This window comes from Coprococcus sp. AF38-1, from assembly GCF_003603945.1.
Classification (GTDB): Bacteria; Bacillota; Clostridia; order Lachnospirales; family Lachnospiraceae; genus Coprococcus; species Coprococcus aceti.
The window spans coordinates 71,074-93,686 of the sequence record NZ_QVGO01000007.1 but is presented as its reverse complement, the minus strand read 5'-3'; the positions used below and the strand labels follow the sequence as shown (position 1 = coordinate 93,686).

The window sequence follows — 22,613 nt, the reverse complement described above, 5'->3', positions numbered from 1 at the left end:
GGTCATTTGGTTTGAATAGGTGGAGGCATATATGGAGATAGAGAGAAAATACCTTGTACATGAGATACCTGTCGATCTGACGAAATATCAGGTGAAGCACATGGAACAGATGTATGTGTCCGTGAAGCCGGTCATAAGGATCAGGAGAACGGACGACAGACGTGTGCTCACGGTCAAATCCAAGGGACTGCTCATCAGGCAGGAATTCGAGATGGATCTGGACGAGGATGAATACAGGAATCTCAGATGTAAGGCAGACGGCAATATAATAGAGAAGGACCGGTATATAATACCGCTTTCCGATACAGACGGAACCTGTGGTGACAGTGAGGTGGACAGGAAACTGAAGATCGAGCTGGACGTGTTCGACGGGATATTTGGCGGACTCACCTATGCTGAGGTTGAATTCCCGGAGGAGAAATTTGCAAATACATTTGTGCCGCCGACTTGGTTTGGCAGGGATGTGACTGAGGACGGTATCTATCAGAACAGCGCCCTGAGCGGCATGGACAGACGTGATATAGACAGTTTTGTAAAGAGTGCGAATAAGGAGGAAAAGCGATGAAGGCAAGAGTTTTATTTGCAACAGGTTATGAAGAGGTAGAGGCTCTCACGGTGGTGGATCTCTTGAGGAGAGCCGGAGTTGAGTGCCTGATGGTGTCGGCTGACGATCAGGATACAGTGACAGGAGCGCGCGGCATGGAGGTCACGATGGATGAGAAGTTATCAGAGATCGATGACCAGTGCGATCTTGTAGTTCTTCCTGGAGGTATTCCGGGGGTTCCGAACCTCAAGGCAAATTCAAAGGTTCAGGCCATGGTCAAGGCACAGAATGACAGAGGCGGTTATGTGGCTGCTATCTGTGCGGGACCTACAGCACTTGGCGCATTTGGCGTGCTTGCGGACAAGAATGCAACATGTTATCCGGGATGTGAGGATCAGCTCATGGCGAAGCGCCACAGTACGGAGCCGGTAGTGGTGGACGGAAATGTGATCACCAGCAGAGGAGTGGGAACAGCCATAGAATTTGCACTTAAGCTGGTTGAGATACTCATAGACAGACAGACTGCGGACGATCTCGCAGAGAAGATAGTATATAAGAGATAATGAATATAAAAATATCAGTTAGGAGCCTGGTGGAATTCATCTTCCGCAGTGGCGATATAAGTGATAGCAGTAGTGGGACTCTGTCCAGAGAAGCGATGAATGCGGGTAGCAGGATTCACAGGAAGCTTCAGAAAAGGGCAGGGTCTCATTATAATTCAGAGGTGCCGCTCCGGTATACAGAGGAGCTTGGCGGACATCTGATAACTGTGGAGGGCCGGGCTGATGGAATCATAGACAGATGCGGTGGCGAACAGGAAGAGCCCGGGGATATTGACGACGGCTTTGACATGGCAGAGGGGTATGCTGTGGACTTCCATGACAGCGATGTGCTTATAGATGAGATAAAGGGCATATACAGGAACCTCGATGACATGGAGAGCCCGCAGCGCGTCCACGTGGCCCAGGCGATGTGCTATGCGTATATATATTCAAAAGAGAATAATTATAGCTGGATAGATGTAAGGATAAGTTATGTAAACCTTGACAGCGAGAAGGAGAAGTTCTTCAGGCGGAGATATTCATTTGGCTATCTGGAGAAATGGTTCAGCTCAATGATGGCGGAGCTTTGCAAATGGATTGATCTGGTGGAGAAGCATCAGCTTATGAGGAATCAGTCCATCTCGGACATGGAGTTCCCATTTGAGTACAGGAAGGGCCAGAAGGAGATGGCTCTGTATGTGTACAGGGCTATTGAGCAGGAAAAACATCTGTATGTCCAGGCACCAACTGGAATCGGAAAGACCATGGCGGCGGTGTACCCGTCCATAAAATCCATGGTTCAGGGACACGTGTCGAAAATATTCTATCTGACAGCCAAGACCATAGCCCACACTGTGTCGAGAAATGCGGTGGAGCTGCTGGAGGACAGAGGGCTAAAGCTCAAGACTGTTATACTCACGGCAAAAGAGAAGATATGTTGTCAGGAACAGGTGGATTGCAATCCTGCGGTATGTCCGTATGCCGAGAGGCATTTTGACAGGGTAAATGATGCGCTGTACGACGTGGTATTACATGAGACGGTGGTTGACAGAGATGTGGTAATACGGTACGCACAGGCTCACAGGGTGTGTCCGTTTGAGTTGAGCCTTGACGTGAGTCTGTTTGCTGACATGGTGATATGTGACTATAACTATGTCTTTGATCCGAGAGCGAGCCTCAAGAGGTTCTTTGCGGCAGAGGGCGGTAAGCCGGGAGATTATGTATTCCTTGTGGATGAGGCGCACAACCTTGTGGACAGGGCTTCGTCCATGTACAGTGCGGAGATCGTGAAGGAGGACTTTCTGGAGCTCAAGAAGCTCACAGCCCAGTATGGCGGCCGTATGGCAAGACATATAGGAAGCTGCAACAGAGAGCTGCTTACGATGAAGAAGGAGGTTCCTGAGGAGGGATACAGGGTGCTCTCGAGCATAGCACCTCTTCACCTGAAATTGCTCAGCCTCCATGAAGCAATACAGCTCTTTCTGGAGGAGCACAGGCAGATCCCGGAGAGAAAGGAAGTCCTGAACTTTTATTTTAATCTCACCTCATTTCTGAACATTGCGGAGATGATGGATGAGAATTATGTCGTGTATGACGAGATAAGGGATGACGGAAGATTTGTGGTGAGACTGTACTGCGTCAAGCCTGCAGTTAACATAAGAAACTGCTTGGACAAAGGGCTTGCCACGGTGTTTTTCTCGGCTACGATACTTCCTGTCAGATATTATATGGAGATGCTGTCGGACTGCCCGGAGGACAGGGCAATATACATCCCGTCTCCATTTTCTGCGGAGAACAGGAAGATAATGATAGCAAATGATGTCACGACCAGATACACGAACCGTAATGAGGCGATGTACAGGAACATTTACAGCTATATAGAGCGCGTGATAAGTGCGAGACCGGGCAACTATATGGTGTTCTTTCCATCGTATGCCATGCTGGAGAAGGTGCATGTGCTCACTGAAGAGCTTCCAGAGTCTCTTGGGGTGGAAGTTATAGCCCAGGAACAATACATGACGGAGAGCGATAGAGAGAGCTTTCTGAGGGCATTTGAGGAGAAGGACAATGTGCTGGCACTGTGTATCATGGGCGGAATATTCTCCGAGGGAATCGATCTGACTGGTGACAGGCTGATAGGAGCGATAATAGTCGGACCCGGTCTTCCCCAGGTGTGCACGGAGAGAAAGCTGATGATGGATTACTTCGACAGCAGAACCGCGGCGGACGAAAAAGAGGCTGCATCCGACAGGAATGGATTCAGATATGCGTACCAGTACCCGGGAATAAACAAGGTATTTCAGGCTGCCGGAAGAGTCATAAGGACGGAGACGGATCAGGGGATAATACTTCTGATAGACGAGAGATTTGCCACCAGGCGTTACACGGAGCTGTTTCCTGTGGAATGGAATGACAGCGTGATATGCAACATGCAAAATGTGGACGGGATCCTTGAACAGTTCTGGGATTATAAAAGTAAAGAGATTTAAATATACAAAAGCATAATACAGTGCTATAATGGACACCTGATGAAGCCGGAGCGGCGGTAAAGCCCGGTTGTATATATTTTATCAATATGAAAAAAGGGGATAGTGATGGTAGATATAACAGTAAAAAATATTCTGGAAGCTACAGGAGGCGTACTCCTCTGCGGAGATGAGAACACTGTTCTCACTGACATCTGTATAAACTCTAAGGAGGCCAAGGAGGGCGATCTGTTCGTGCCGATCATAGGAACAAGAACCGACGGACACAGATTTATAGAATCAGCACTTCAGACTGCAGCAGCCACACTCACATCGGAGCATGACAATGTTGTGGTGTCGGACAAGGCGTATATCAGGGTGGATGATACTGTTAAGGCATTGCAGGCCATTGGAAAGTATATAAGGAACAGATACGATATGCCTGTTGTGGCGGTTACAGGAAGCGTGGGCAAGACCACGACAAGAGAGATGATCACAGCGGCTGTCAGTGCTGGAATGAAGTGCTTCCACACAGAGGGCAATTATAATTCGGTGTACGGCGAGCCTATCACGGTGTCAAGGATGACAGACGAGTACGATGCGGCTGTTCTTGAGCTTGGAATCGGCGAGCCGGGTGAGATGGACATCCTCACTGATATAGCTCAGCCGGATATATGCGTTATAACGATCATAGGCGTTGCACATATAGAATATATGGGTTCACTGGAGAACACCCGCAAGGAGAAGCTCAGCATTATCAAGGGCATGGGCGAGAATGGAACACTGTATATCAACGGTGATGATCCTATGCTGTATGCGGTCAAGGATGAGATACCATGTAAGGTATACACATATGGTTGCGGCGAGGGCATGGACTTCAGAGCGACTAACATCCGCATGGAGGATGGATATTCTGTATACGATATGGTACATGGGGATGACGTTGTAACTGTCAAGGTAGGAGTGATGGGACTGCACAACGTGCGCAATTCATTGGTGGCCATGGCTGTGTCGCATCAGCTTGGAGTTCCATATGAGAAGTCGTCGAAGGCATTTGAGAATTTCAGAGGTCTCAGACAGAAGGTCATCAAGCTTCCTGGCAAATACACGATCATAGACGATACATACAATGCAAGCCCTGATTCCATGAAGGCCAGCACCGATGTCCTCTGTGACATGAAGTGCGAGGGCAAGAAGTATATCGTGCTCGGCGATATGCTTGAGCTCGGAGAGAAGAGCGATGAGTACCACTATGAAGTCGGAGAGTATCTCAGAGATAAGAAGATAGATGAGGTCATAGTCATCGGAGAGCATGCCCAGAAGATCAAGGAAGCTCTGGATGCCTGTGATACGAAGTATGCCAAGACTGTGTCATTCACTGACACGGAGGAGATCGCGATATACCTTATGGCGCTCATGAAGCCTGAGGATATAGTGCTTTTGAAGGGATCAAACGGAATGAAATTGAGTGAAGTGGTTAATATTCTCACGAATTAGTGTGTGTATTTGTACAAAATGACAAAAGCGGTCACGGATTTACAACGATCTGTGACCGCCTTTTTGTGTAAAGTGTTGCCATTTATTGTAAATCAATTCCCAAAACGATACAAAAGGGAGAAAAGAATTTGGTTATATTGAAAAAATATAAAAAATGGAGTAATATCAACCTAGCTTGAAAATAAATACATAAGATTACATAGATACTTTTTATTTGGGAGGAAAGAATCATGGCTACAGCAAAGAAGGCAGATGAGACAAAGAAGGTAACAAAGGCAACACCTGCAGCAGCACTTGCTAAGGTTGAGGCAGTTAAGAAAGAGGAAGCTGCAAAGAAGACAGCAGCTACAGAGACAAAGGCAGCACCTGCAAAGAAGGTAGCTCCAGTTAAGGAAGAGCCAAAGGTAGCACCTGCAAAGAAAACAGCACCAGCTAAGAAGGAAGAGACAAAGGCAGCAGCACCTGCAAAGAAGGCTCCAGCAAAGAAGGCAGCTCCAGCTAAGACAACAGAGAATGTATTTGTTGAGTTCGCTGGCGGTCAGATCGAGATGGCAACAATCGTTGCTAAGGTGAAGGAAGTTATTGGCAATAAGACAGTTAAGGAATTGAACGTATACTACCAGCCAGAAACAGGCATGGTATATTATACAGCTGATGGAGAATCAGGTTCTTACAGTCTTTAATCTATAGATGTTTGTTTTGAGACGAAGCCCGGTCGTATGATCGGGCTTCTTTTTTGTGGGATAATTACTGGAATTGGTGTTGTATACCGGCAGCCTTTTGTGGTAATATGCTGTTAGTTAGGAGAGCCTAACAAATGATTTTACAGGAGGCAGATTATATGACTATACATGAGTATGGAGACAGGAAGAATCCGCATATACTGCTTATACACGGAATGTGGATGTGTCATGAGATGATGCTTCCATATGTAGAGAAAATGCGCAGTGAGTATCATATAATTGCGCCGGATCTCACCGGGCATGGTATTGACATGGGGAGCTTTGAGGGCGCAGAGCATGAAGCTGTACAGATTGGCAAATGGCTTGCAGATCATGATATAAAGACTCTGGATCTCATGTTTTCTGCATCATTGGGCTGCGTTGTAGCCATGTATCTTGTGGCTGACAGTCCGTGGCTTACAGTGAAGTGTTCAGTGTTTGAAGGAGCTGCGCTCACGAGAATGAGGGGCGTTGAATGGATGTTCCGCGGGATGATGGGAGGCATGCAGAAGCATCCGGAGGCTGCATCAAAGATGTATGCGGCGGCAGATATTGCTTCTGACGTAATGAAAAAGCTTTCCGATTCCATGGGCAGGACAGATAAGAAAGCGCTTGCATGTATGGTGCATACCTGCAACAGCTTCAAATACGAGCAGAGTATGCTTCCTGCAGATGTGCAGAGAAGATTATTTTTTGAATTCGGCAGCAGGGATTCACACATTGTGTGCCGCAAGCTGATAAAGAAATATTATCCTGAGGCGACGATAACGGTCAGAAAGGGTTATGGCCATTGCGTATATATGTTTAAGCATCAGGAAGAGTACAGTAATATATTGAAGGACTACATGAGGAAGAACATGTAAGAAAAGGAGCATGCAGCCCGGCAGGACATAAATCGTAATTAGAGAAAGCTGTGTATGTGAATATATTAAAAAGCCTGTGATATGAACTTTGATTCATACCACAGGCTTTTTGCTTGCAGATAATACTATATATTATGAATTATTTTGTTGTCAGGAAATCTGCGTATGCTGTAGGAAGACCATGCTCTGTAGGATCAAGTCCCTTGATCTCTTCCTCCTCAGATACTCTAAGTCCCATAGTCTTCTTGATGATCAGGAATACGATGGTGATCGTAACTGCTGTCCATGCTGCAACTGCTGCAAATCCAAGTAACTGGATGAGAAGTGGATGAATGCCACCGCCGTAGAACAGACCGTTTAATGTATCATTTCCAGGAACAGTTGTTGTGGAGAAGAGACCTACAGCGATTGTTCCCCAGATACCATTTACACCATGTACGGCTACGGCACCGACAGGATCGTCAACATGTAATGCGTGGTCACAGAGCCATACTCCGAATACTACGAGAAGTCCGGCAACGATACCGATGATAGCTGCGCCGAAAGCATCGACTGTATCACAAGGAGCTGTGATGGCAACAAGACCAGCGAGTGAAGCGTTGAGACACATTGACACATCAGGCTTGCCATATTTGAGCCATGTAAATATCATACATGAAACTGTTGCAAGTGCAGGTGCGATAGTAGTAGTGAGGAAGATAGAACCTAACTGATCAACAGATGTTGCGGCTGCACCATTGAATCCGTACCAGCCGAACCACAGGATGAATACACCGAGTGCGCCGAGTGGAAGGTTATGACCAGGAAAGGTGTGAACCTTTACTACTTTGCCATTCTCATCCTTATTGAACTTTCCGATACGAGGTCCAAGTAATGCGGCACCAATCAGTGCTGAGATTCCACCTACCATATGGATGGCACATGAACCGGCAAAATCATGGAAGCCAAGTTTTACAAGCCAGCCACCTGGATTCCAGATCCAGTGAGCCTCAATAGGATATATCAGCAGTGAGATGATAGCTGAGTATACACAATATGCAGAGAACTTTGTTCTCTCTGCCATAGCTCCTGACACGATGGTTGCTGCTGTTGCACAGAACACAAGGTTGAATACGAAGCTTGACCAGTCATAGTTTTCAAAGTGAAGGAACAAATCCCATGATGGTTTTCCGATGAAACCTCCGAGTGCCCAGTCACTGCTGCCGAGCAGAAGTGATGAACCGAGGATCATGAATGAGACTGTACCGAGACAGAAATCCATGAGATTCTTCATTATAATGTTTCCGGCATTCTTGGCTCTTGTGAAACCGGCCTCAACCATTGCAAATCCGGCCTGCATCCAGAATACCAGTGCGGCTCCGACAAGGAACCATACTCCAAATACAATTGTGCTTACGTCTTCCATAATCATTCCTCCTTTTAATACATTGTAGTTGTGGAAGTGATCAGATAATAAAAAAAGATGCGTCCCGCCAGGTATGCTCCTGACAAAACACATCTTTGTGCACATTATATCTGATCGTACGTCACTGAGATATGACTGATAATAAGTATCTCAGTGCCACACCTCAATTACTAACTTGGGTTGAGTATAGTATTGAGATATGGTAAAATATTGAAAAAATCGGACATGGAACGATAAACCTTATTATATTTTGCACGGGCTTAATATAATAAAGCAAAGATACGGTAAAGATAAATAAAGTTATGCGGAGATGGCGTATGGATAGTCAGATTTTATTGAATGTTAATTTTTGCAGTGAAGTACATACTAATTTGATAGAAAAGAATGAGAAGTCTGTGTATGTGAGAGCTGGTTACAGCTTGGGTGGGCTGAGAATAGTGCCACAGGAGAATGCTGGGATATGTGTGATATGTACGGATGGACACATCAAAAGGGTGTATCCGGGTGAACTGGAGGCGGCTGTTTGCATTGAGGAGAGCTGCAGCTTCATATCTGTGGAGCAGGATCTTGGATTTGGCAGGGAGACTCTGGATACCCAAGATATGCGTCTGCTTGAAAAACTGCTGACTGCTGATCATGCATTTACAGGAAATGGTGCAGAAGATCCGATAGAGAGTGCGACAGAGGAGATCACGGAGCATATAGAGAAATGCGGATCGTTGTGGCAGAGGAATGGCATGGCTGATTCGGACATCGTGAAACAGGCGGATGTCATATATGCGGCAAAAGGGAAGATAAGCATATCAGAGCTTGCTGAGCAGATGGGATGCACCGTTAGACATGTGCATAGGAGATTTGTGGAGGAGCTGGGGGTCAGCCCCAAGAGGTTTGCCCGCATCGTGAGGATCAGGGAGACTGTGAGAAAAATGCTGGAGCATCCGGGCGGACATGGCACGGATTATATGGATGACATGGGATATTCTGACCAGGCGCATTTCCAGAGAGAGTTTAAGTGGTATACAGGGATGACTCCGGGGAGTCTGCTGAAGATACTGGGAGACAGAGCTGAACGATAAAAAACAGGCAGTGGACAAATGCCACTGCCTGCCAATTTAGAAAAAGGAATGATATTGGATACCTGTGCTTATCAGAGCGCTGTCTCTCCACGCTCGCCTGTACGGATACGAACGACATCTGCCACATCATATACGAAGATCTTACCATCACCGATCTTACCTGTGGATATTCTCTCGCAAACCTTGAAAATGATCTTGTCCGCAACATCGTCTGCTGCGATGGTCTCGATCTTTACCTTTGGAATAAGGTTTACAACATATTCGCTTCCTCTGTAAGTTGTCTTATATCCCTTCTGATTACCGTAACCCATGATGTTTGATACCATGGCACCTGTTGATTCACACTCATCAAGTATTGACTTTACATCATCAAGCTTTTCTGAACGAACTACGATTTCAAGTTTCTTCATAATTACAGTCCTCCTTTTACCCGTTGGATTTATTTTTTATGATTATAGCATAGCGAAAAATCCAATTCCATAGCACTTCGCAAATGCCGAAATTTTAAAACGATTCGAAAGATGCCAGCGGTAAAATAATACAAAAAACAGACAAATGACTTAATAATATTAAGGACAGAAGCAGGGCGGCGCTGCGTGCCAGCGGTTAATTTACAGTAATTTCATATTTGCAGGTGTTGGTAAATGTGGTATATGTGTGTTATTATATTTCTGACTGAGATTATATGTATAATCAGGAAAGGAAAATGAGATATGGCAGAGAATTATGATGATATAGATAAGAAGACACCGGATACGGTGGATGCCGATGGACATGCATCGGATGATAATGACAACGATGACGACTACGAGAAATACTGCTACCTGTGCAGTAGACCGGAGAGCGTGGCCGGCAAGCTGATACATATGCCTGGAGATATAAATATATGTGCGGACTGCATGCAGAGATCATTTGACAGCTTCAACAATTCCGGGTTTGGCAACATGCCGGGGCTTGGCAATATGCAGTTCATAGATCTGACAAATATGCCATTTGGCAATATAGATATGTCCAAGTTCAAGGCACAGAATGACGTGCCGAAGTCACAGAAGGTCAAGAAGAAGGCGCCAAAGGAAAAGAAGCAGGAGGAAGAGCTCACGCTTAAGACCATTCCGGCTCCTCATAAGATCAAGGCTATGCTGGACGAGTATGTTGTGGGACAGGAATATGCCAAGAAGGTTATATCCGTGGCTGTATACAATCATTATAAGAGGGTTCTCACAGATACCATGGATGATATAGAGATAGAGAAGTCCAACATGCTGATGGTGGGGCCTACAGGCTGTGGTAAGACATATATAGTCAAGACCATAGCAAGACTTCTCAAGGTGCCTCTTGCAATAACTGATGCGACAACTCTTACAGAGGCCGGTTATATAGGCGATGATGTTGAGAGCGTTCTGTCAAAGCTTCTCGCCGCCGCCGACAATGATGTGGAGAAGGCAGAGAGAGGAATCGTGTTCATAGATGAGATAGACAAGATCGCCAAGAAGCAGAACAGCAACAGCAGGGATGTGAGCGGTGAATCCGTACAGCAGGGACTGCTAAAGCTCCTCGAGGGTGCGGATGTTGAGGTACCTGTGGGATCGGGCAGCAAGAATGCTATGGTTCCTATGACGACCATCAATACAAGAAATATACTGTTTATATGTGGTGGAGCATTCCCTGATATAGAGGAGATCATTAAGCAGAGGATCAGCAAGCAGGCGTCCATGGGATTCAAGGCTGAACTCAAGGACAAATATGACGATGATCCGAATCTGCTGAGACAGGTTACAACCGAGGATCTCCGTGAGTTTGGCATGATACCTGAGTTCCTTGGAAGACTTCCGGTACTCTTCACACTTGATGCGTTGGACAAGGATATGTACGTGAGCATACTCAAGGAGCCTAAGAATGCGATATTAAAGCAGTATAAGAAGCTCCTTGCACTGGATGAGGTGGATCTTAGATTTGACGATTCGGCATACGAGGCGATAGCCGAGGAGGCGATCAAGAGGAAGACGGGAGCCAGAGCATTGCGTGCAATTATAGAGAAATTCATGCTGGATATCATGTACCAGATCCCAAGGGATGACACCATAGGAAGGGTGACCATCACAGGTGATTATATAAAGGGCAAGGGAAGCCCTATCATAGAACTGCGCGGAACACCGGCACTTGAGGAGGCAAGCGCAACTCAGATCTATAAGCAGGACTGAACAGATCTGTAATGACAATAATGCGATAACAGGAAAATGCTACTTGATAATATTTTATCAATATGCTAGAATATCACCGTTCATTAAGGGAGTAGTCAGCGCAGAGCTTGCGTTGTGATATCAACATAATGATTGGCAGCCATCGGTCGATGATGGCGTGAATCTGGTATTACTGTAGATGATGAGACTTTCTGGACAGCTTTTAGCTGCCCGGGAGGTCTCTTTTTATATGTGTCTGTGACTGCATCCGTCAAATCCATATCAAGGAGAAAAATTATGAGTATTGCAGAGTTATTCCTGTTGGCAGTTGGTCTTTCAATGGATGCATTTGCCGTGTCTATCTGTAAGGGGTTGTCCCTGCGCAACATCAAGGTGAAGCATATGCTTATCGCAGGTGCGTGGTTTGGAGGATTTCAGGCACTTATGCCGACGGTAGGATATGTCCTCGGAAGCTTTTTTGCAGATCTGGTAAGCAAATGGTCACACTGGATCGCATTTGTACTCCTCCTGTTCATCGGCGGAAGCATGATCAAGGAGTCGTTTGGCGGGGAAGAGGAAGTAGATGCAGATATGAGCTTTAAGGTCATGTTCCTTCTGGCGGTTGCAACCAGCATAGACGCACTGGCGGTTGGAGTGTCATTTGCATTCCTCAAGCTGTCCACTCTGTATATCATACTTGCGGTATTATTCATAGGATGTATCACATTCATATGTTCAGCGGTCGGAGTGAAGATCGGAAGTATATTCGGAACAAAGTACAAGTCAAAGGCTGAGCTTGCCGGAGGTATCATACTTATACTCATAGGAGTAAAGGTTGTTCTGGACGGACTCGGTATATTGTAACCTTAACATAAAATAAATGGACAATAGTATGGTTTATGGCATACAATGTGTAGATAGGTTATGTGAAGGGACAATATATTAAGTAAGGAGTAGATGTATGACCAGATTCAAAAAGAATATGAGAAGATTTGTCGTGGCTGCTGTTGTCGGAGCCATGGCCATGTCGATGACTGCATGTACTTCTCATATGTTTGATGAGAAGACTATCACAGGAACAATAAAGGATAATGCGGACAACTACACAAAGGTGCAGAAGGAGTTCGAGGAATATCTGCACGATGAGTATGTGGACAGTGTGACATCGGACACACTCTCGTACAACTATGAGATAAAGGATGGGGATGCCCTGGGTATTCCTGAGCCGGAGGTATCTCTGGGCGATTCGGATATGAGCGATGAGGGAATCAAAAAACGTAAGGCTGAGTTTGATGAGTCCTTTGACAAGCTCAAGTCATTTGACAGGGACGATCTCACGGAGAGCCAGCAGCTCACATATGATATACTTAATCAGTATCTGGAGACGGAGTCAGAGGGTTATCTGAACATATACCTCAGCGAGCCGTTCTCACCTATGAAGGGACTGCAGTCGAATATATCCACATATTTCACAGACTACCGTTTTGACGACAAGGGTGATGTGGAGAGATATCTCCAGGTGCTTGGAATGGTAAGGGATTATTTTGATGACAATCTAGAGTTTGAGAAGACAAAGTCCGAGAAGGGATATTTTATGAGTGATGCCGTGTGCGATAAGGTCATCGAGCAGTGCGAAGACTTCATCAAGGACAAGGACAATCACTTCATGATACAGGTGTTCAACGATAACATCGAGGCGCTGGACTTCCTGACTGCGGACGAGATAGCCGATTTTGAGGAACAGAATAAGAAGGCCGTTGCGGAAAGTCTTATACCTGCATATGAGGATGTTATAGATGTGCTGTCATCGCTCAAGGGAACCGGTAAGAACCAGGGCGGTGTGTGTGGCTATGAAGGTGGTAAAGAGTATTACGCTTACCTTTTGAAGGACGCTGCGGGAACTGATAAGACACCTGAGGAAGTGGCACAGATGCTGGATGACAACCTGTCAGATCTCATGACAGATCTGTATTCCATAGCCATGACACAGTACGATTCATATGAATATTTTGTGGAGCACTACGATGACCTCTTTGGAGACAGTGACTCAAAGGAGCCTTCAGAAATAATAGATATACTCATGAATACAGCCACCGAGAACTACCCAGACTTTGGAGAGATAAAGTATCAGGCGAAGAAGCTTGATAAGAGCCTTGAGGATATTCAGGAGAATACGCTGGCATACTATATGTCACCTGCGATCGATGACCAGGACAACAACCTTATCAGGGTAAATGGCAAACATACGGATGGTATGTGGACCACACTTGCCCATGAGGGATATCCGGGACACATGCTGCAGAATGCATACTACATGTCAACAGATCCTGAACCGGTACGTACCATATTAAGCTTCCTTGGATACAAGGAGGGCTGGGCAATGTATGCGTGCTATGATGCCATAAACTATTACACATTTGATGGGGCATCTGATTCGGACACCGTTGCAAAACTGTACAGGTTAAACGATGAGATCAATTATCTTATAAGTGGAAGGATCGATATAGGAATCAACTATGAGGGCTGGTCACTGCAGGAAGCAAAAGATTACCTGAATGAAAAGGGATTCAACGGCGATGCCGCCGACGATCTGTATACTACCATGATAGGTGATCCTGCCGTATACCAGAGTTATTCAACAGGCTTCTATGAGATGCAGGAGATCAGGGATTATGCTGAGGAACAGCTTGGATCAAAGTTTGACCTGAAGGAGTTCAATACAGTCGTTCTCGAGACAGGTCCATGCCAGTTCAATATCCTGAAGCAGCAGGTTCAGAAGTATATTGATACAAAACAATAAAATAGAATATAGCCGGTACATATAATGTACAGATGGAGACATACCGCAGCCGGAGAAATTTCCGTGCTGCGGTATTTTTGTGTAAAGATTCGGAATTTGCTGCATATACTATATAGATTGCCCCTGGAGGAATGTGCGGTGATATCAGATGCTGCTTACTCAGAGGATTATGTGGAATATATAATAGAATACAACGGAGACAGGGAAGCTCTGATGGATCTGTATCAGCCATACGGGCTCAACATAATAGACGACAGATATGCGGTGGCATATCAGCCGTTTCCGGCCGGGTATATGGAGAGTTTTTCAAGGCTTGAGTACAATCTTTTCCCAAAAGTGTACGGCCTGATGGACGATGTGGGGGCTCTTGAGGCTATAGGGGTTATCAATATCCAGCAGGAAAATATACTCGGACTCACCGGAAAGGGGATACTGCTTGGCATCGTTGATACGGGGATCGATATATTTGGCAGTTCATTTGTGCGGGATGGGGGTAAGACAAAGATACTTGCGGCGTGGGATCAGACTGTGGAGGAGGCTGACAACGCATCATACGGCTACGGCAGGGAGTATAGCACGGAGGAGATACAGGCTGCTGTGGATGAGAGACAAAGGATATTGACGGATACCACCGGGCATGGAAGCTTCTGCGCGGGAACGGCTGTGAGTGTGGCTCCGTCGGCAGACCTGGTGGTGGTGAAGTTAAAGCAGGCAAAGGAGAATCTCCGCAGCTTTTATGGTATTCCATCGGATGCAAATGCGTACAGTGAGGTTGACATAATGACAGCGATAGCATATCTGCTTGAGCAGCAGAAAAAGCTGCGCATGCCTATGAGCATACTCGTGACGCTTGGGACCAACAGTGGAAGCCATACGGGGGCGGGAGCGCTGGACAAATATATAAACAACATAGGAGATCTTCAGGGGTTTGCGGTATCTGCTGCCGGTGGCAACGAGGGGAGAGCAGGACATCATTATTCCGGGATCGTCACAGGGGCATATGATGTCGTTGAGATCGATGTGGCAGATCACAACAGCTTTACACTTGAGATATGGGGTAAGTCCACCAATACCTACTCGGTGGCCATAGAGATTCCCGGCGGGGAATTTATAGAGAGGATATCGCCGAGGTATGACAGGAGCTCGATCATCCGTCCGATATTTGGAGGTGGGATGATATATGTCGACTATTTTCTCGTAGAGGATTCTGCTGGGCAGGAGCTCATCATGCTCAGATTTATAACCCCGGCAAATGGTATATGGCGGATAAGGGTGTACGGTGTTGGAACCACGGAGCTCAGCTTTAACGCGTGGCTGCCCATAAGCAGCTTTGTATCCCCGGGGACGAGATTTGTGTCAAGTGATCCGGGAGTGACCATAACGAGCCCGGCGGTGGCGGAGACTGCGATATGCACTTGCGCATATGATCACTCAAATGGTAATCTGTATATCGACAACAGCAGAGGCTATACGGCGGACGGCAGGGTGAAACCGGATCTTCTCGCTCCCGGAGTGAATATAAGGGGAGAAGGAGCCAGCGGGGAGACGGTTATAAGAAGCGGCACCTCAGTGGCGGCTTCGTACACTGCGGGCTGCAGTGCCATCATGCTTGAGTGGTCGTATGGGAGAAAGATGATAAGGAATATAAACGGCAACCAGATAAGGGGCTACCTGATAAGGGGAGCGGTGAGACCGGGAAGTTCGGGCGGGCTTTTGGAGATCAGGCAGTATCCGAATCCCGAGTGGGGATATGGCCTGCTGAACATTTACAATACATTTGAAAGTCTCAGGAATGTGTGAGGATAAGTTATGGGAAGAACATGCAGAGAAGAGCTGGCGAGCGGCGGTACGCTAATAATAAGTGAGAATGACTTCAGGATAGAGTATTTCTTCCCGGGGCCGGATGGACGCTATGGTGGAGTGAGGGTCAATATTCCGGGAAGGAAAGTTGAGACCTATATGAGGGCATGGCAGAAGAATTATGAAAGGTACGAAGAGCTTCAGAAGGCGGCGGGGGCAAGTGTGGTGAAGAGACCGGCTGCGATGAGAGGTGAGTGCGGAATGACGATACGGACCGGTTTCATGGACGGAGTATACCTGAAGGGAAGCCACATGAGAGTGACGGAAAGGGTGCAGCTCGACATGATAATTCGGGATTATGGATACGCTCTGGACAGATGGAAGAAGTCCGGGCAAATGCCTGAAAGTAGTGATTGTTAGTCTGCGTGATACTGTGCTATAATGCATTTGTGTGGTCAGAAACGGGAGGAGTATGACATGCATTAATTCACACTATTTATAAGAACGGAGGATAATATAATATGTATATAACATGTCTTGATTTAGAGGGAGTACTGGTGCCTGAGATTTGGATCGCATTTGCGGAGGCAAGCGGAATACCTGAGCTTAAGAGAACAACAAGGGATGAGCCTGACTACGATAAGCTCATGAACTGGAGACTTGGTATACTTAAGGAGCACGGACTTGGACTCAAGGAGATACAGGAGACTATAGCAAAGATAGATCCTATCCCTGGAGCAAAGGAGTTTCTGGATGAGCTGAGATCCATAGGACAGGTGATAATCATAAGCGATACATTTTCACAGTTTGCAGGCCCTCTCATGAAGAAGCTCGGTTACCCTACAATATTCTGTAATGAGCTGATCGTTGCAGATGACGGTGAGATCACAGGCTTCAAGATGAGATGCCCACAGTCGAAGCTCACAACAGTCAAGGCTCTGCAGTCAATCGGCTACGACACTATAGCAAGCGGTGATAGCCACAACGATCTGGGAATGATCTATGCGAGCAAGGCAGGCTTCCTGTTCAAGAGCACAGATCAGATCAAGGCGGACAATCCTGATCTTGAGGCATTTGAGACATACGATGAGCTTCTTGCGGCCATCAAGAAGGCAATGGACTAGTTGGAGATACAGATATGAAGTACAAGAGTGTAGATGAGATCGAGACGCTCTCTTTCAGGGATGCGACTCTGATCAGATGCATATATTCGGAGAAGCAGGGAATCCTGGAATTTGAATTTGACGGCGCGGTAGTCAGAGAGGACAACTCTGCAAATGAGCTCTATACTGACAGATATGCCAGTGATATGCAAGTCAGATTCACTGAGCCTGAGATCGAGGCACTTCTGCTCGAGGGTCATAAGTATTACGATGCGAACGATGTCCTCCAGGAGTCAGTACCGGATAAGCCTGTGGACAGGGCGGACTATGAGGATGTGCTGAAGAGCTTTGAGGGCAAGGTTGTATTTTATTCGGGTTAGCCAAAGGAGATGCTCAAGTCTTCGGAGAATGCTGACAGAAAATGCTATCAGATGATAATAGATGTGGATGAGGAATCCTATGTTCTGAGTTTTTACTATGATAAGGTGATCGCACAGTGGGAGCACTTTATGAACAAGGTGATGAACTAGCCTGACGGTTCAGCAGGGATCAGGAAAGGAAGATGCGGCAGATGGCAAAGAGGATACACCGGTATATAGCATATATTGATGAGCTTTTAAAGAGGAATGATGTGGACTTTGCACGGGAGGCAGAGAGACATCTCACGCAGGTAGGATTTTTCATGCATGAGAGACTTATCCACCTCATAGTGCTGGTATTGTTTGCCGTATTGACGGTTGCAACATGTATAACATTTGTCGTGACGGCCAATATATCGCTGCTGATACTTGCACTTGCATTCATGGTGCTGCTTGTTCCATACATAATGCACTATCATCTTCTTGAGAACAGTGTCCAGTATATGTATGAGCAATACGACAGAATGCTCGAGAAGGCGGGCATAGATGCGTTTGTAAACAGATGATTGGTGAAAGGCGGTAAAGCATATATGTTCAATTTCGTTATGGGTATCGTGATGATCGGAATAGGCGCAATAAGTGTGGCTCATGCATTTTTTTCAAAAAATATGGCGGGCTTCATATTCTTCGGCATACTGATGATCGGATTCGGAATAGTGGAGCTGGTCAGATCCAGGGGCGTAAAGGCCAGAAAGAAGGCTGCCAGAGACAGAGAGTTTGACATGTACAATCTCATTGCGTCGGAGATGGGAGTCAAGATCAATCCGCTCACAGGAGAGATGCTGAGCTCAGACAAGAAGGGTGAAGACGAACAAGTGACTGTTACTGAAGCTGATGATGCAGCGGATGTGGCAGAATAAGAACATAGAATAAAGCGGCATGGAGGTTTTCAGATACCTCCGTGCCGCTTGTTTTTTCATGCGGGATATTTCATCTATTTATAATCAGAGAAATCATACTCTGCAAATGTCTTCCCGTGCTCATCGGATCTGTACACCTTGCCATCGCTGGAGTCGATATAGAAATCACCGACCTTGGTGTCGCCCTCTTTATTGTTGTCGTGGAGCTCGATGTGGTAGCCTGTTTTTCCACCGGAAAATTCTGTGAGATCCTTGTCACTGTTGGCAACCTCGAATCTTCCGTCACCTGCGGGAAGCTGATCCATGAACCAGTCCTGGGCATCATCGAATGAACCGAAGATGCCTGACACGGTGTTTCCCACGCCGTCAGCGACATCCTTTACACCGTCGGCCACGCCGTCAGCGACATCCTTTACAGCGTCGGCTGCTCCGCCTACAACGCCTTTGTCAGATGAGTCGGTGCTGTTTCCCTCAGAGCTGTTACCATTCTGAGGCTCAGATGTTGTCTGGGTGCTGGCTGCTGAAGATGAGCCAGTGCTTGAAGCACCGTTTGAATTGCCACAACCACAGAAGAGGATCATGGTGAGTGTCATACACGTCACAAGTAAAAAGTATTTTTTCATTGTACATGTTCTCCTTTTTTTAATATTTGCTATTTATATTCTCCGTATATCTGAGAAATATTCATGGCATAAAAAATAGACACATAATTAAAAATATAAAATAATATAATAGAAAAAATGCTATAGGCGGCGAGGATCATTTGAAAAAAATTGACAATGTGCAGGAGGTGACTGACAGATGGCAGTATATTATGCTGGCGGTTGCCATATTTCTTGCCATAATTTTCTGTTGTTATTACATAATCAGCCAGTCGAGGTGGGGCTTTTATACTGCCGGAGGGCCGGTCAGGCAGCAGGCAAATGTCCTGGGGGCGGATGAGAGCACACCATCGGAGGTGGATGGGGCAAATGATACCGGGGAGATGCAGCCGGAGAAGGACGAAACGGAGTCTGATGCGGAGCCGGAGATAACGAAGAGGGCGTATCTCACATTTGACGATGGGCCATCCGGGAACACAGTGGAGATACTGGATATCCTTGATAAATACGATGTGAAGGCAACATTTTTTGTCGTGGGGCGCGACAAGAGCTATTATGATGCCTACCGGGATATAGTGGATAGGGGACATACACTGGGGCTTCATTCGTACACCCATGATTACGATAAAATATATGGAAGCCTTGCTGATTTCTCCGAAGATATTGAGGAATTGCGAAATTTATTGTATGATGTAACAGGTGTAAATTGTGTATATTACAGATTCCCGGGCGGCAGTTCAAATACGGTATCCAGAGTGGATATGAACACCCTGATAGACTATGTGAATGCCGAGGGGCTTATATATTATGATTGGAATGCGCTGAACAATGATGCCGTGTGTGGCAGCTACACGCCGGAGCAGCTTGTCGACAATATCATGAAGGATGCACTGCAGCACGACGATGTGGTCATATTGATGCATGATCTTGAGTCGAGGCACACCACGGTGGAATCACTGCCGATGCTCATTGAAAGACTCCGGGATGATGGGTATGAGCTGCTGCCTATAGATGAGAATGCACCACTTATCAGGCACAGATGAGAAGGGACGGATATATGCCATGACTTATGAAGAGGCAAGAAGTTATATAGAATATACGGACACCATGGGAAGCGTTCTGGGGCTTGACAGTATAAAGGAGCTGCTGAGAAGGCTGGGCGATCCGCAGGACGCAGTCCCGGTTATACATATAGCAGGAACAAATGGCAAAGGTTCGATATGCGCATTTCTGGACGAGATACTTGAGAGTGCAGGATACAGTGTGGGAAGATATATATCTCCTACGATATTTACATATCTTGAGAGATTTCAGATAGATAAGGAATATATGTCTGAGGAGGATTTTGCCATATATCTTGAGACGGTGAAAGATGCAGCGGATGACATGGTGTCGGACGGCTGGGGAAGGCCCACATCGTTTGAGACGGAGACAGCGGTGGCGTTCTGTTATTTCTGCGACAAAAAGGTCGATTTCCTGTTGCTTGAGACCGGAATGGGAGGCCTGGAGGATGCCACAAATGTGTGTAGCCACCCGGTCTGTACGATAATAGCAAGTATAAGCATGGATCACATGCATTTCCTCGGGAATACCCTGAGGGATATATACAGACAGAAGCTTGGAATATTGAAAAAGAACTGCCCATGTGTGGCGTACCCGCTTGCCTCAGAGCTTGAGGATATGTGGGATATGGCATGTGAGCAGAATAATATATCGGACTTGGCGGTACTTATCAGGGAGAAGGATATAGAGATATGCAGAGAGTCAGTAGGTGGAAGTGAATATATATATGACGGACAGAGATACGAACTTCAGGTTCCGGGCATATATCAGATATATAACAGTGCCACAGCGGCTGCGACCGCACATGTTCTCATGAGGCTTGGATATGAGCTGACTGAGGATGACATAAGGAGAGGACTTAAAGCGACGTTCTGGAAGGGAAGATTCCAGAAGCTTATGGACAAACCTCTCGTGTATGTGGATGGCGCACACAATCCGGGAGGCTGGAGAGCACTTAGACAGAACATAGATGAGTATTTTGCCGGAAGAGACCTCATATATATATGTGGGGTGTTCAAGGACAAAGACTATGAGCAGATGCTCAGGATCATGATGCCGGGGGCTTCTGCGTTCATAGCAGTTGAGCCGGATAACCCGAGAGCACTTTCAAGGCATGAGCTGAAAAGGCTGGCAGGGACATATATAGATGAAGTCTATGAGCAGGAAGATGTGGACGATGCTGTGAGGCTGACGATGACGCTGGCTGATGACAGGCAGGATCCGGTGGTGATGGTATTTGGCTCGCTGTCATTTATTGGGCCGATCATAGACCGTGCGGAACATGGAGGATATATAGAAAGCTGATGCAGACAGAGATGGACAGAGTGGACAGGATCATATACAACGATGAATACAGACGTCTCATGGAGACTGTGCGGAACAAGGAGACCGACAGGATATTCTGCCGGCATGGACTTGAGCACTGCCTGGATGTTGCCAGGATAGCGTATATAATGAATATCGAACAGGGATATGCGATAGACAGGGAGATCATATATGCCGCGGCACTTCTTCACGATGTGGGACGGGCAGATCCTGATGACACCGGCAGGAAGCATCATGAGCTGAGTGTTGAGTATGCGGGCAGGATACTGGAGCAGTGCGGATTTTCCACGCAGGAGAATGAGCAGATATGTGATGCCATAGGCTCACACAATACAGACGGTGCTGAGCGGGAAGGACTGGCATATGTGTTGTATAATGCGGATAAGCTGTCTCGAAACTGTTTTGACTGCAAGGCATCAGACCAGTGTTACTGGCTGGAGAGTGCACGCAATACAGGGATAAAATATTAAGGGAAGTACCAAGGGCTCGCACGTCATGTGCGGATATTTTATATCTGGAGGATAAAAGGATGATAATAGGAAACAAGACATTTGAGAGTGGAAAAGAACCTTATGTGATGGGGATACTGAATGTGACCCCGGATTCATTTTCGGATGGAGGACAGCATAACACCATGGACACAGCTCTGTTTACCACAGAGAAGATGATAGCTGAGGGGGCTGTGATAATAGATGTTGGCGGTGAGTCCACAAGACCTGGATATACAAAGATATCGGATGAGGAGGAGATAGAGAGGACCGCACCGATCATAGAGGCGATAAAGAGAGATTTCGACGTGGCAGTATCACTCGACACATACAAGTCTGCGGTGGCTGAGGCGGGTATACATGCAGGTGCAGATCTCATAAACGATATATGGGGACTGAAGTACGATGAGAAGATGGCGGCTGTCATAGCGAAGTACGACAAGGCGTGCTGTCTTATGCACAACAGGGAGAACACAGATTACACAGACTATCTGGCTGATGTTGTATCAGATCTGGATGAGTCGGTTAACATGGCTCTGGCAGCAGGCATAGACAGGGACAAGATCATGGTGGATCCGGGAATAGGATTTGCAAAGGATCTGCATCAGAATCTGCTCCTCATGAACAATCTGGAGCTGCTCCACAAATGGGATCTCCCGATACTCCTCGGAACGTCGAGAAAGTCGATGATAGGACTTACACTTGATCTTCCGGTGACCGAGCGCGAGGAGGGAACAGTTGCCACATCAGTGCTTGGGCTTGTGAAGGGCTGCGATTTCTTCAGAGTACACGATGTGAAGAGTAACTACAGAGCACTCAAGATGACGCATGCGATGCTGAGTGCCAGATAACATATAGC

Annotated in this window: 23 protein-coding genes and 1 pseudogene; 21 read left to right on the top strand and 3 right to left on the bottom strand. The window is 46.5% G+C overall.

Annotated elements, in window-relative coordinates:
• The first annotated feature begins 31 nt into the window (after positions 1-31).
• The 6 genes from DW025_RS11460 (at position 32) to DW025_RS11435 (ending at position 6,633) form a co-directional block, all read left to right on the top strand.
• On the top strand, positions 32-565 hold the full coding sequence (locus tag DW025_RS11460) for a CYTH domain-containing protein (protein ID WP_117549263.1): 534 nt from the start codon (positions 32-34) through the stop codon (positions 563-565).
• Entirely contained in the window at positions 562-1,107 is a 546-nt protein-coding gene (locus DW025_RS11455; protein WP_117549261.1) for a DJ-1 family glyoxalase III, read from the top strand. The genes DW025_RS11460 and DW025_RS11455 overlap by 4 nt, the downstream gene beginning before the upstream one ends.
• The gene (locus DW025_RS11450; RefSeq protein ID WP_120000002.1) at positions 1,107-3,575 is read left to right on the top strand and encodes an ATP-dependent DNA helicase; all 2,469 of its coding nucleotides are present in this window, start codon (positions 1,107-1,109) and stop codon (positions 3,573-3,575) included. Before DW025_RS11455 ends, DW025_RS11450 begins: the two co-directional genes overlap by 1 nt.
• Before the next feature lie 105 nt (positions 3,576-3,680).
• Positions 3,681-5,048 (top strand): UDP-N-acetylmuramoyl-tripeptide--D-alanyl-D-alanine ligase, encoded by a 1,368-nt coding sequence (locus DW025_RS11445; protein WP_120000000.1) that lies wholly within the window; start codon positions 3,681-3,683, stop codon positions 5,046-5,048.
• Between the two features lie 230 nt (positions 5,049-5,278).
• Positions 5,279-5,731, top strand: coding sequence for a DUF6465 family protein (locus DW025_RS11440; RefSeq protein WP_119999998.1), 453 nt, complete (start codon positions 5,279-5,281; stop codon positions 5,729-5,731).
• Positions 5,732-5,865: 134 nt separating this feature from the next.
• Positions 5,866-6,633 carry an alpha/beta hydrolase gene (locus DW025_RS11435; protein WP_119999996.1) on the top strand — a complete coding sequence of 256 codons (768 nt, stop codon included), beginning with the start codon at positions 5,866-5,868 and terminating at the stop codon, positions 6,631-6,633.
• 154 nt (positions 6,634-6,787) lie between these two features.
• On the opposite strand, the pseudogene DW025_RS11430 reads toward DW025_RS11435, so the two are convergent.
• Positions 6,788-8,044: pseudogene (locus tag DW025_RS11430) on the bottom strand (ammonium transporter); the annotation flags it as partial.
• Between the two features lie 311 nt (positions 8,045-8,355).
• Here DW025_RS11430 and DW025_RS11425 point away from each other — a divergent pair.
• A complete protein-coding gene (locus DW025_RS11425) occupies positions 8,356-9,114 on the top strand; it encodes a helix-turn-helix transcriptional regulator (protein WP_165854784.1) in 759 nt (252 codons plus the stop codon).
• A 71-nt stretch (positions 9,115-9,185) separates the two neighbouring features.
• Here DW025_RS11425 and DW025_RS11420 read toward each other — a convergent pair whose 3' ends face one another.
• On the bottom strand, positions 9,186-9,524 hold the full coding sequence (locus DW025_RS11420; protein ID WP_015533899.1) for a P-II family nitrogen regulator: 339 nt from the start codon (positions 9,522-9,524) through the stop codon (positions 9,186-9,188).
• 303 nt (positions 9,525-9,827) lie between these two features.
• Here DW025_RS11420 and clpX point away from each other — a divergent pair, with 303 nt between their 5' ends.
• The 10 genes from clpX (at position 9,828) to DW025_RS11375 (ending at position 18,276) form a co-directional block, all read left to right on the top strand.
• Positions 9,828-11,315: an ATP-dependent Clp protease ATP-binding subunit ClpX gene (clpX, locus tag DW025_RS11415; RefSeq protein ID WP_119999993.1), complete on the top strand. Its 1,488-nt coding sequence runs from the start codon at positions 9,828-9,830 to the stop codon at positions 11,313-11,315.
• Positions 11,316-11,591: 276 nt separating this feature from the next.
• Positions 11,592-12,158, top strand: a complete 567-nt coding sequence (locus tag DW025_RS11410; protein WP_117549249.1) for a manganese efflux pump MntP — start codon at positions 11,592-11,594, stop codon at positions 12,156-12,158.
• Positions 12,159-12,255: 97 nt separating this feature from the next.
• A complete protein-coding gene (locus DW025_RS11405; RefSeq protein ID WP_117549247.1) occupies positions 12,256-14,094 on the top strand; it encodes a DUF885 domain-containing protein in 1,839 nt (612 codons plus the stop codon).
• 138 nt (positions 14,095-14,232) lie between these two features.
• A complete protein-coding gene (locus tag DW025_RS11400; protein WP_117549245.1) occupies positions 14,233-15,894 on the top strand; it encodes a S8 family peptidase in 1,662 nt (553 codons plus the stop codon).
• Between the two features lie 9 nt (positions 15,895-15,903).
• Complete coding sequence (locus DW025_RS11395) at positions 15,904-16,314, top strand: hypothetical protein (protein ID WP_015533895.1); 411 nt, start codon at positions 15,904-15,906, stop codon at positions 16,312-16,314.
• 101 nt (positions 16,315-16,415) lie between these two features.
• Positions 16,416-17,018, top strand: coding sequence for a bifunctional phosphoserine phosphatase/homoserine phosphotransferase ThrH (gene thrH / locus DW025_RS11390; protein WP_015533894.1), 603 nt, complete (start codon positions 16,416-16,418; stop codon positions 17,016-17,018).
• 14 nt (positions 17,019-17,032) lie between these two features.
• Positions 17,033-17,377, top strand: a complete 345-nt coding sequence (locus DW025_RS11385) for a hypothetical protein (RefSeq protein ID WP_243104981.1) — start codon at positions 17,033-17,035, stop codon at positions 17,375-17,377.
• 9 nt (positions 17,378-17,386) lie between these two features.
• Positions 17,387-17,527, top strand: a complete 141-nt coding sequence (locus tag DW025_RS15210; protein ID WP_243104980.1) for a hypothetical protein — start codon at positions 17,387-17,389, stop codon at positions 17,525-17,527.
• A gap of 41 nt (positions 17,528-17,568) precedes the next feature.
• Complete coding sequence (locus DW025_RS11380; protein WP_119999990.1) at positions 17,569-17,922, top strand: hypothetical protein; 354 nt, start codon at positions 17,569-17,571, stop codon at positions 17,920-17,922.
• A 24-nt stretch (positions 17,923-17,946) separates the two neighbouring features.
• Positions 17,947-18,276: a hypothetical protein gene (locus DW025_RS11375; protein WP_055273341.1), complete on the top strand. Its 330-nt coding sequence runs from the start codon at positions 17,947-17,949 to the stop codon at positions 18,274-18,276.
• 74 nt (positions 18,277-18,350) lie between these two features.
• Here the strand turns inward: DW025_RS11375 and DW025_RS11370 are convergent, their stop codons facing one another.
• Positions 18,351-18,899, bottom strand: coding sequence for a hypothetical protein (locus tag DW025_RS11370; RefSeq protein WP_119999988.1), 549 nt, complete (start codon positions 18,897-18,899; stop codon positions 18,351-18,353).
• Between the two features lie 140 nt (positions 18,900-19,039).
• Between DW025_RS11370 and DW025_RS11365 the strand changes: the two genes are divergently transcribed.
• The 4 genes from DW025_RS11365 to folP are packed head-to-tail and all read left to right on the top strand — an operon-like array spanning position 19,040 to position 22,605.
• Complete coding sequence (locus tag DW025_RS11365) at positions 19,040-19,921, top strand: polysaccharide deacetylase family protein (protein ID WP_238051350.1); 882 nt, start codon at positions 19,040-19,042, stop codon at positions 19,919-19,921.
• Positions 19,922-19,940: 19 nt separating this feature from the next.
• A complete protein-coding gene (locus DW025_RS11360; protein WP_243104979.1) occupies positions 19,941-21,245 on the top strand; it encodes a bifunctional folylpolyglutamate synthase/dihydrofolate synthase in 1,305 nt (434 codons plus the stop codon).
• Entirely contained in the window at positions 21,245-21,736 is a 492-nt protein-coding gene (locus tag DW025_RS11355) for an HD domain-containing protein (protein ID WP_015533888.1), read from the top strand. Before DW025_RS11360 ends, DW025_RS11355 begins: the two co-directional genes overlap by 1 nt.
• 59 nt (positions 21,737-21,795) lie before the next feature.
• Positions 21,796-22,605: a dihydropteroate synthase gene (folP, locus tag DW025_RS11350; protein WP_015533887.1), complete on the top strand. Its 810-nt coding sequence runs from the start codon at positions 21,796-21,798 to the stop codon at positions 22,603-22,605.
• Positions 22,606-22,613: the final 8 nt, after the last annotated feature.

Coding starts and splice junctions, on each gene's coding strand:
- DW025_RS11460 (WP_117549263.1), top strand. CDS start 32: ATGGAGATAGAGAGAAAATACCTTGTACATGAGATACCTGTCGATCTG.
- DW025_RS11455 (WP_117549261.1), top strand. CDS start 562: ATGAAGGCAAGAGTTTTATTTGCAACAGGTTATGAAGAGGTAGAGGCT.
- DW025_RS11450 (WP_120000002.1), top strand. CDS start 1,107: ATGAATATAAAAATATCAGTTAGGAGCCTGGTGGAATTCATCTTCCGC.
- DW025_RS11445 (WP_120000000.1), top strand. CDS start 3,681: ATGGTAGATATAACAGTAAAAAATATTCTGGAAGCTACAGGAGGCGTA.
- DW025_RS11440 (WP_119999998.1), top strand. CDS start 5,279: ATGGCTACAGCAAAGAAGGCAGATGAGACAAAGAAGGTAACAAAGGCA.
- DW025_RS11435 (WP_119999996.1), top strand. CDS start 5,866: ATGATTTTACAGGAGGCAGATTATATGACTATACATGAGTATGGAGAC.
- DW025_RS11425 (WP_165854784.1), top strand. CDS start 8,356: ATGGATAGTCAGATTTTATTGAATGTTAATTTTTGCAGTGAAGTACAT.
- DW025_RS11420 (WP_015533899.1), bottom strand. CDS start 9,524: ATGAAGAAACTTGAAATCGTAGTTCGTTCAGAAAAGCTTGATGATGTA.
- clpX (WP_119999993.1), top strand. CDS start 9,828: ATGGCAGAGAATTATGATGATATAGATAAGAAGACACCGGATACGGTG.
- DW025_RS11410 (WP_117549249.1), top strand. CDS start 11,592: ATGAGTATTGCAGAGTTATTCCTGTTGGCAGTTGGTCTTTCAATGGAT.
- DW025_RS11405 (WP_117549247.1), top strand. CDS start 12,256: ATGACCAGATTCAAAAAGAATATGAGAAGATTTGTCGTGGCTGCTGTT.
- DW025_RS11395 (WP_015533895.1), top strand. CDS start 15,904: ATGGGAAGAACATGCAGAGAAGAGCTGGCGAGCGGCGGTACGCTAATA.
- thrH (WP_015533894.1), top strand. CDS start 16,416: ATGTATATAACATGTCTTGATTTAGAGGGAGTACTGGTGCCTGAGATT.
- DW025_RS11385 (WP_243104981.1), top strand. CDS start 17,033: ATGAAGTACAAGAGTGTAGATGAGATCGAGACGCTCTCTTTCAGGGAT.
- DW025_RS15210 (WP_243104980.1), top strand. CDS start 17,387: ATGCTCAAGTCTTCGGAGAATGCTGACAGAAAATGCTATCAGATGATA.
- DW025_RS11380 (WP_119999990.1), top strand. CDS start 17,569: ATGGCAAAGAGGATACACCGGTATATAGCATATATTGATGAGCTTTTA.
- DW025_RS11375 (WP_055273341.1), top strand. CDS start 17,947: ATGTTCAATTTCGTTATGGGTATCGTGATGATCGGAATAGGCGCAATA.
- DW025_RS11370 (WP_119999988.1), bottom strand. CDS start 18,899: ATGAAAAAATACTTTTTACTTGTGACGTGTATGACACTCACCATGATC.
- DW025_RS11360 (WP_243104979.1), top strand. CDS start 19,941: ATGACTTATGAAGAGGCAAGAAGTTATATAGAATATACGGACACCATG.
- DW025_RS11355 (WP_015533888.1), top strand. CDS start 21,245: ATGCAGACAGAGATGGACAGAGTGGACAGGATCATATACAACGATGAA.
- folP (WP_015533887.1), top strand. CDS start 21,796: ATGATAATAGGAAACAAGACATTTGAGAGTGGAAAAGAACCTTATGTG.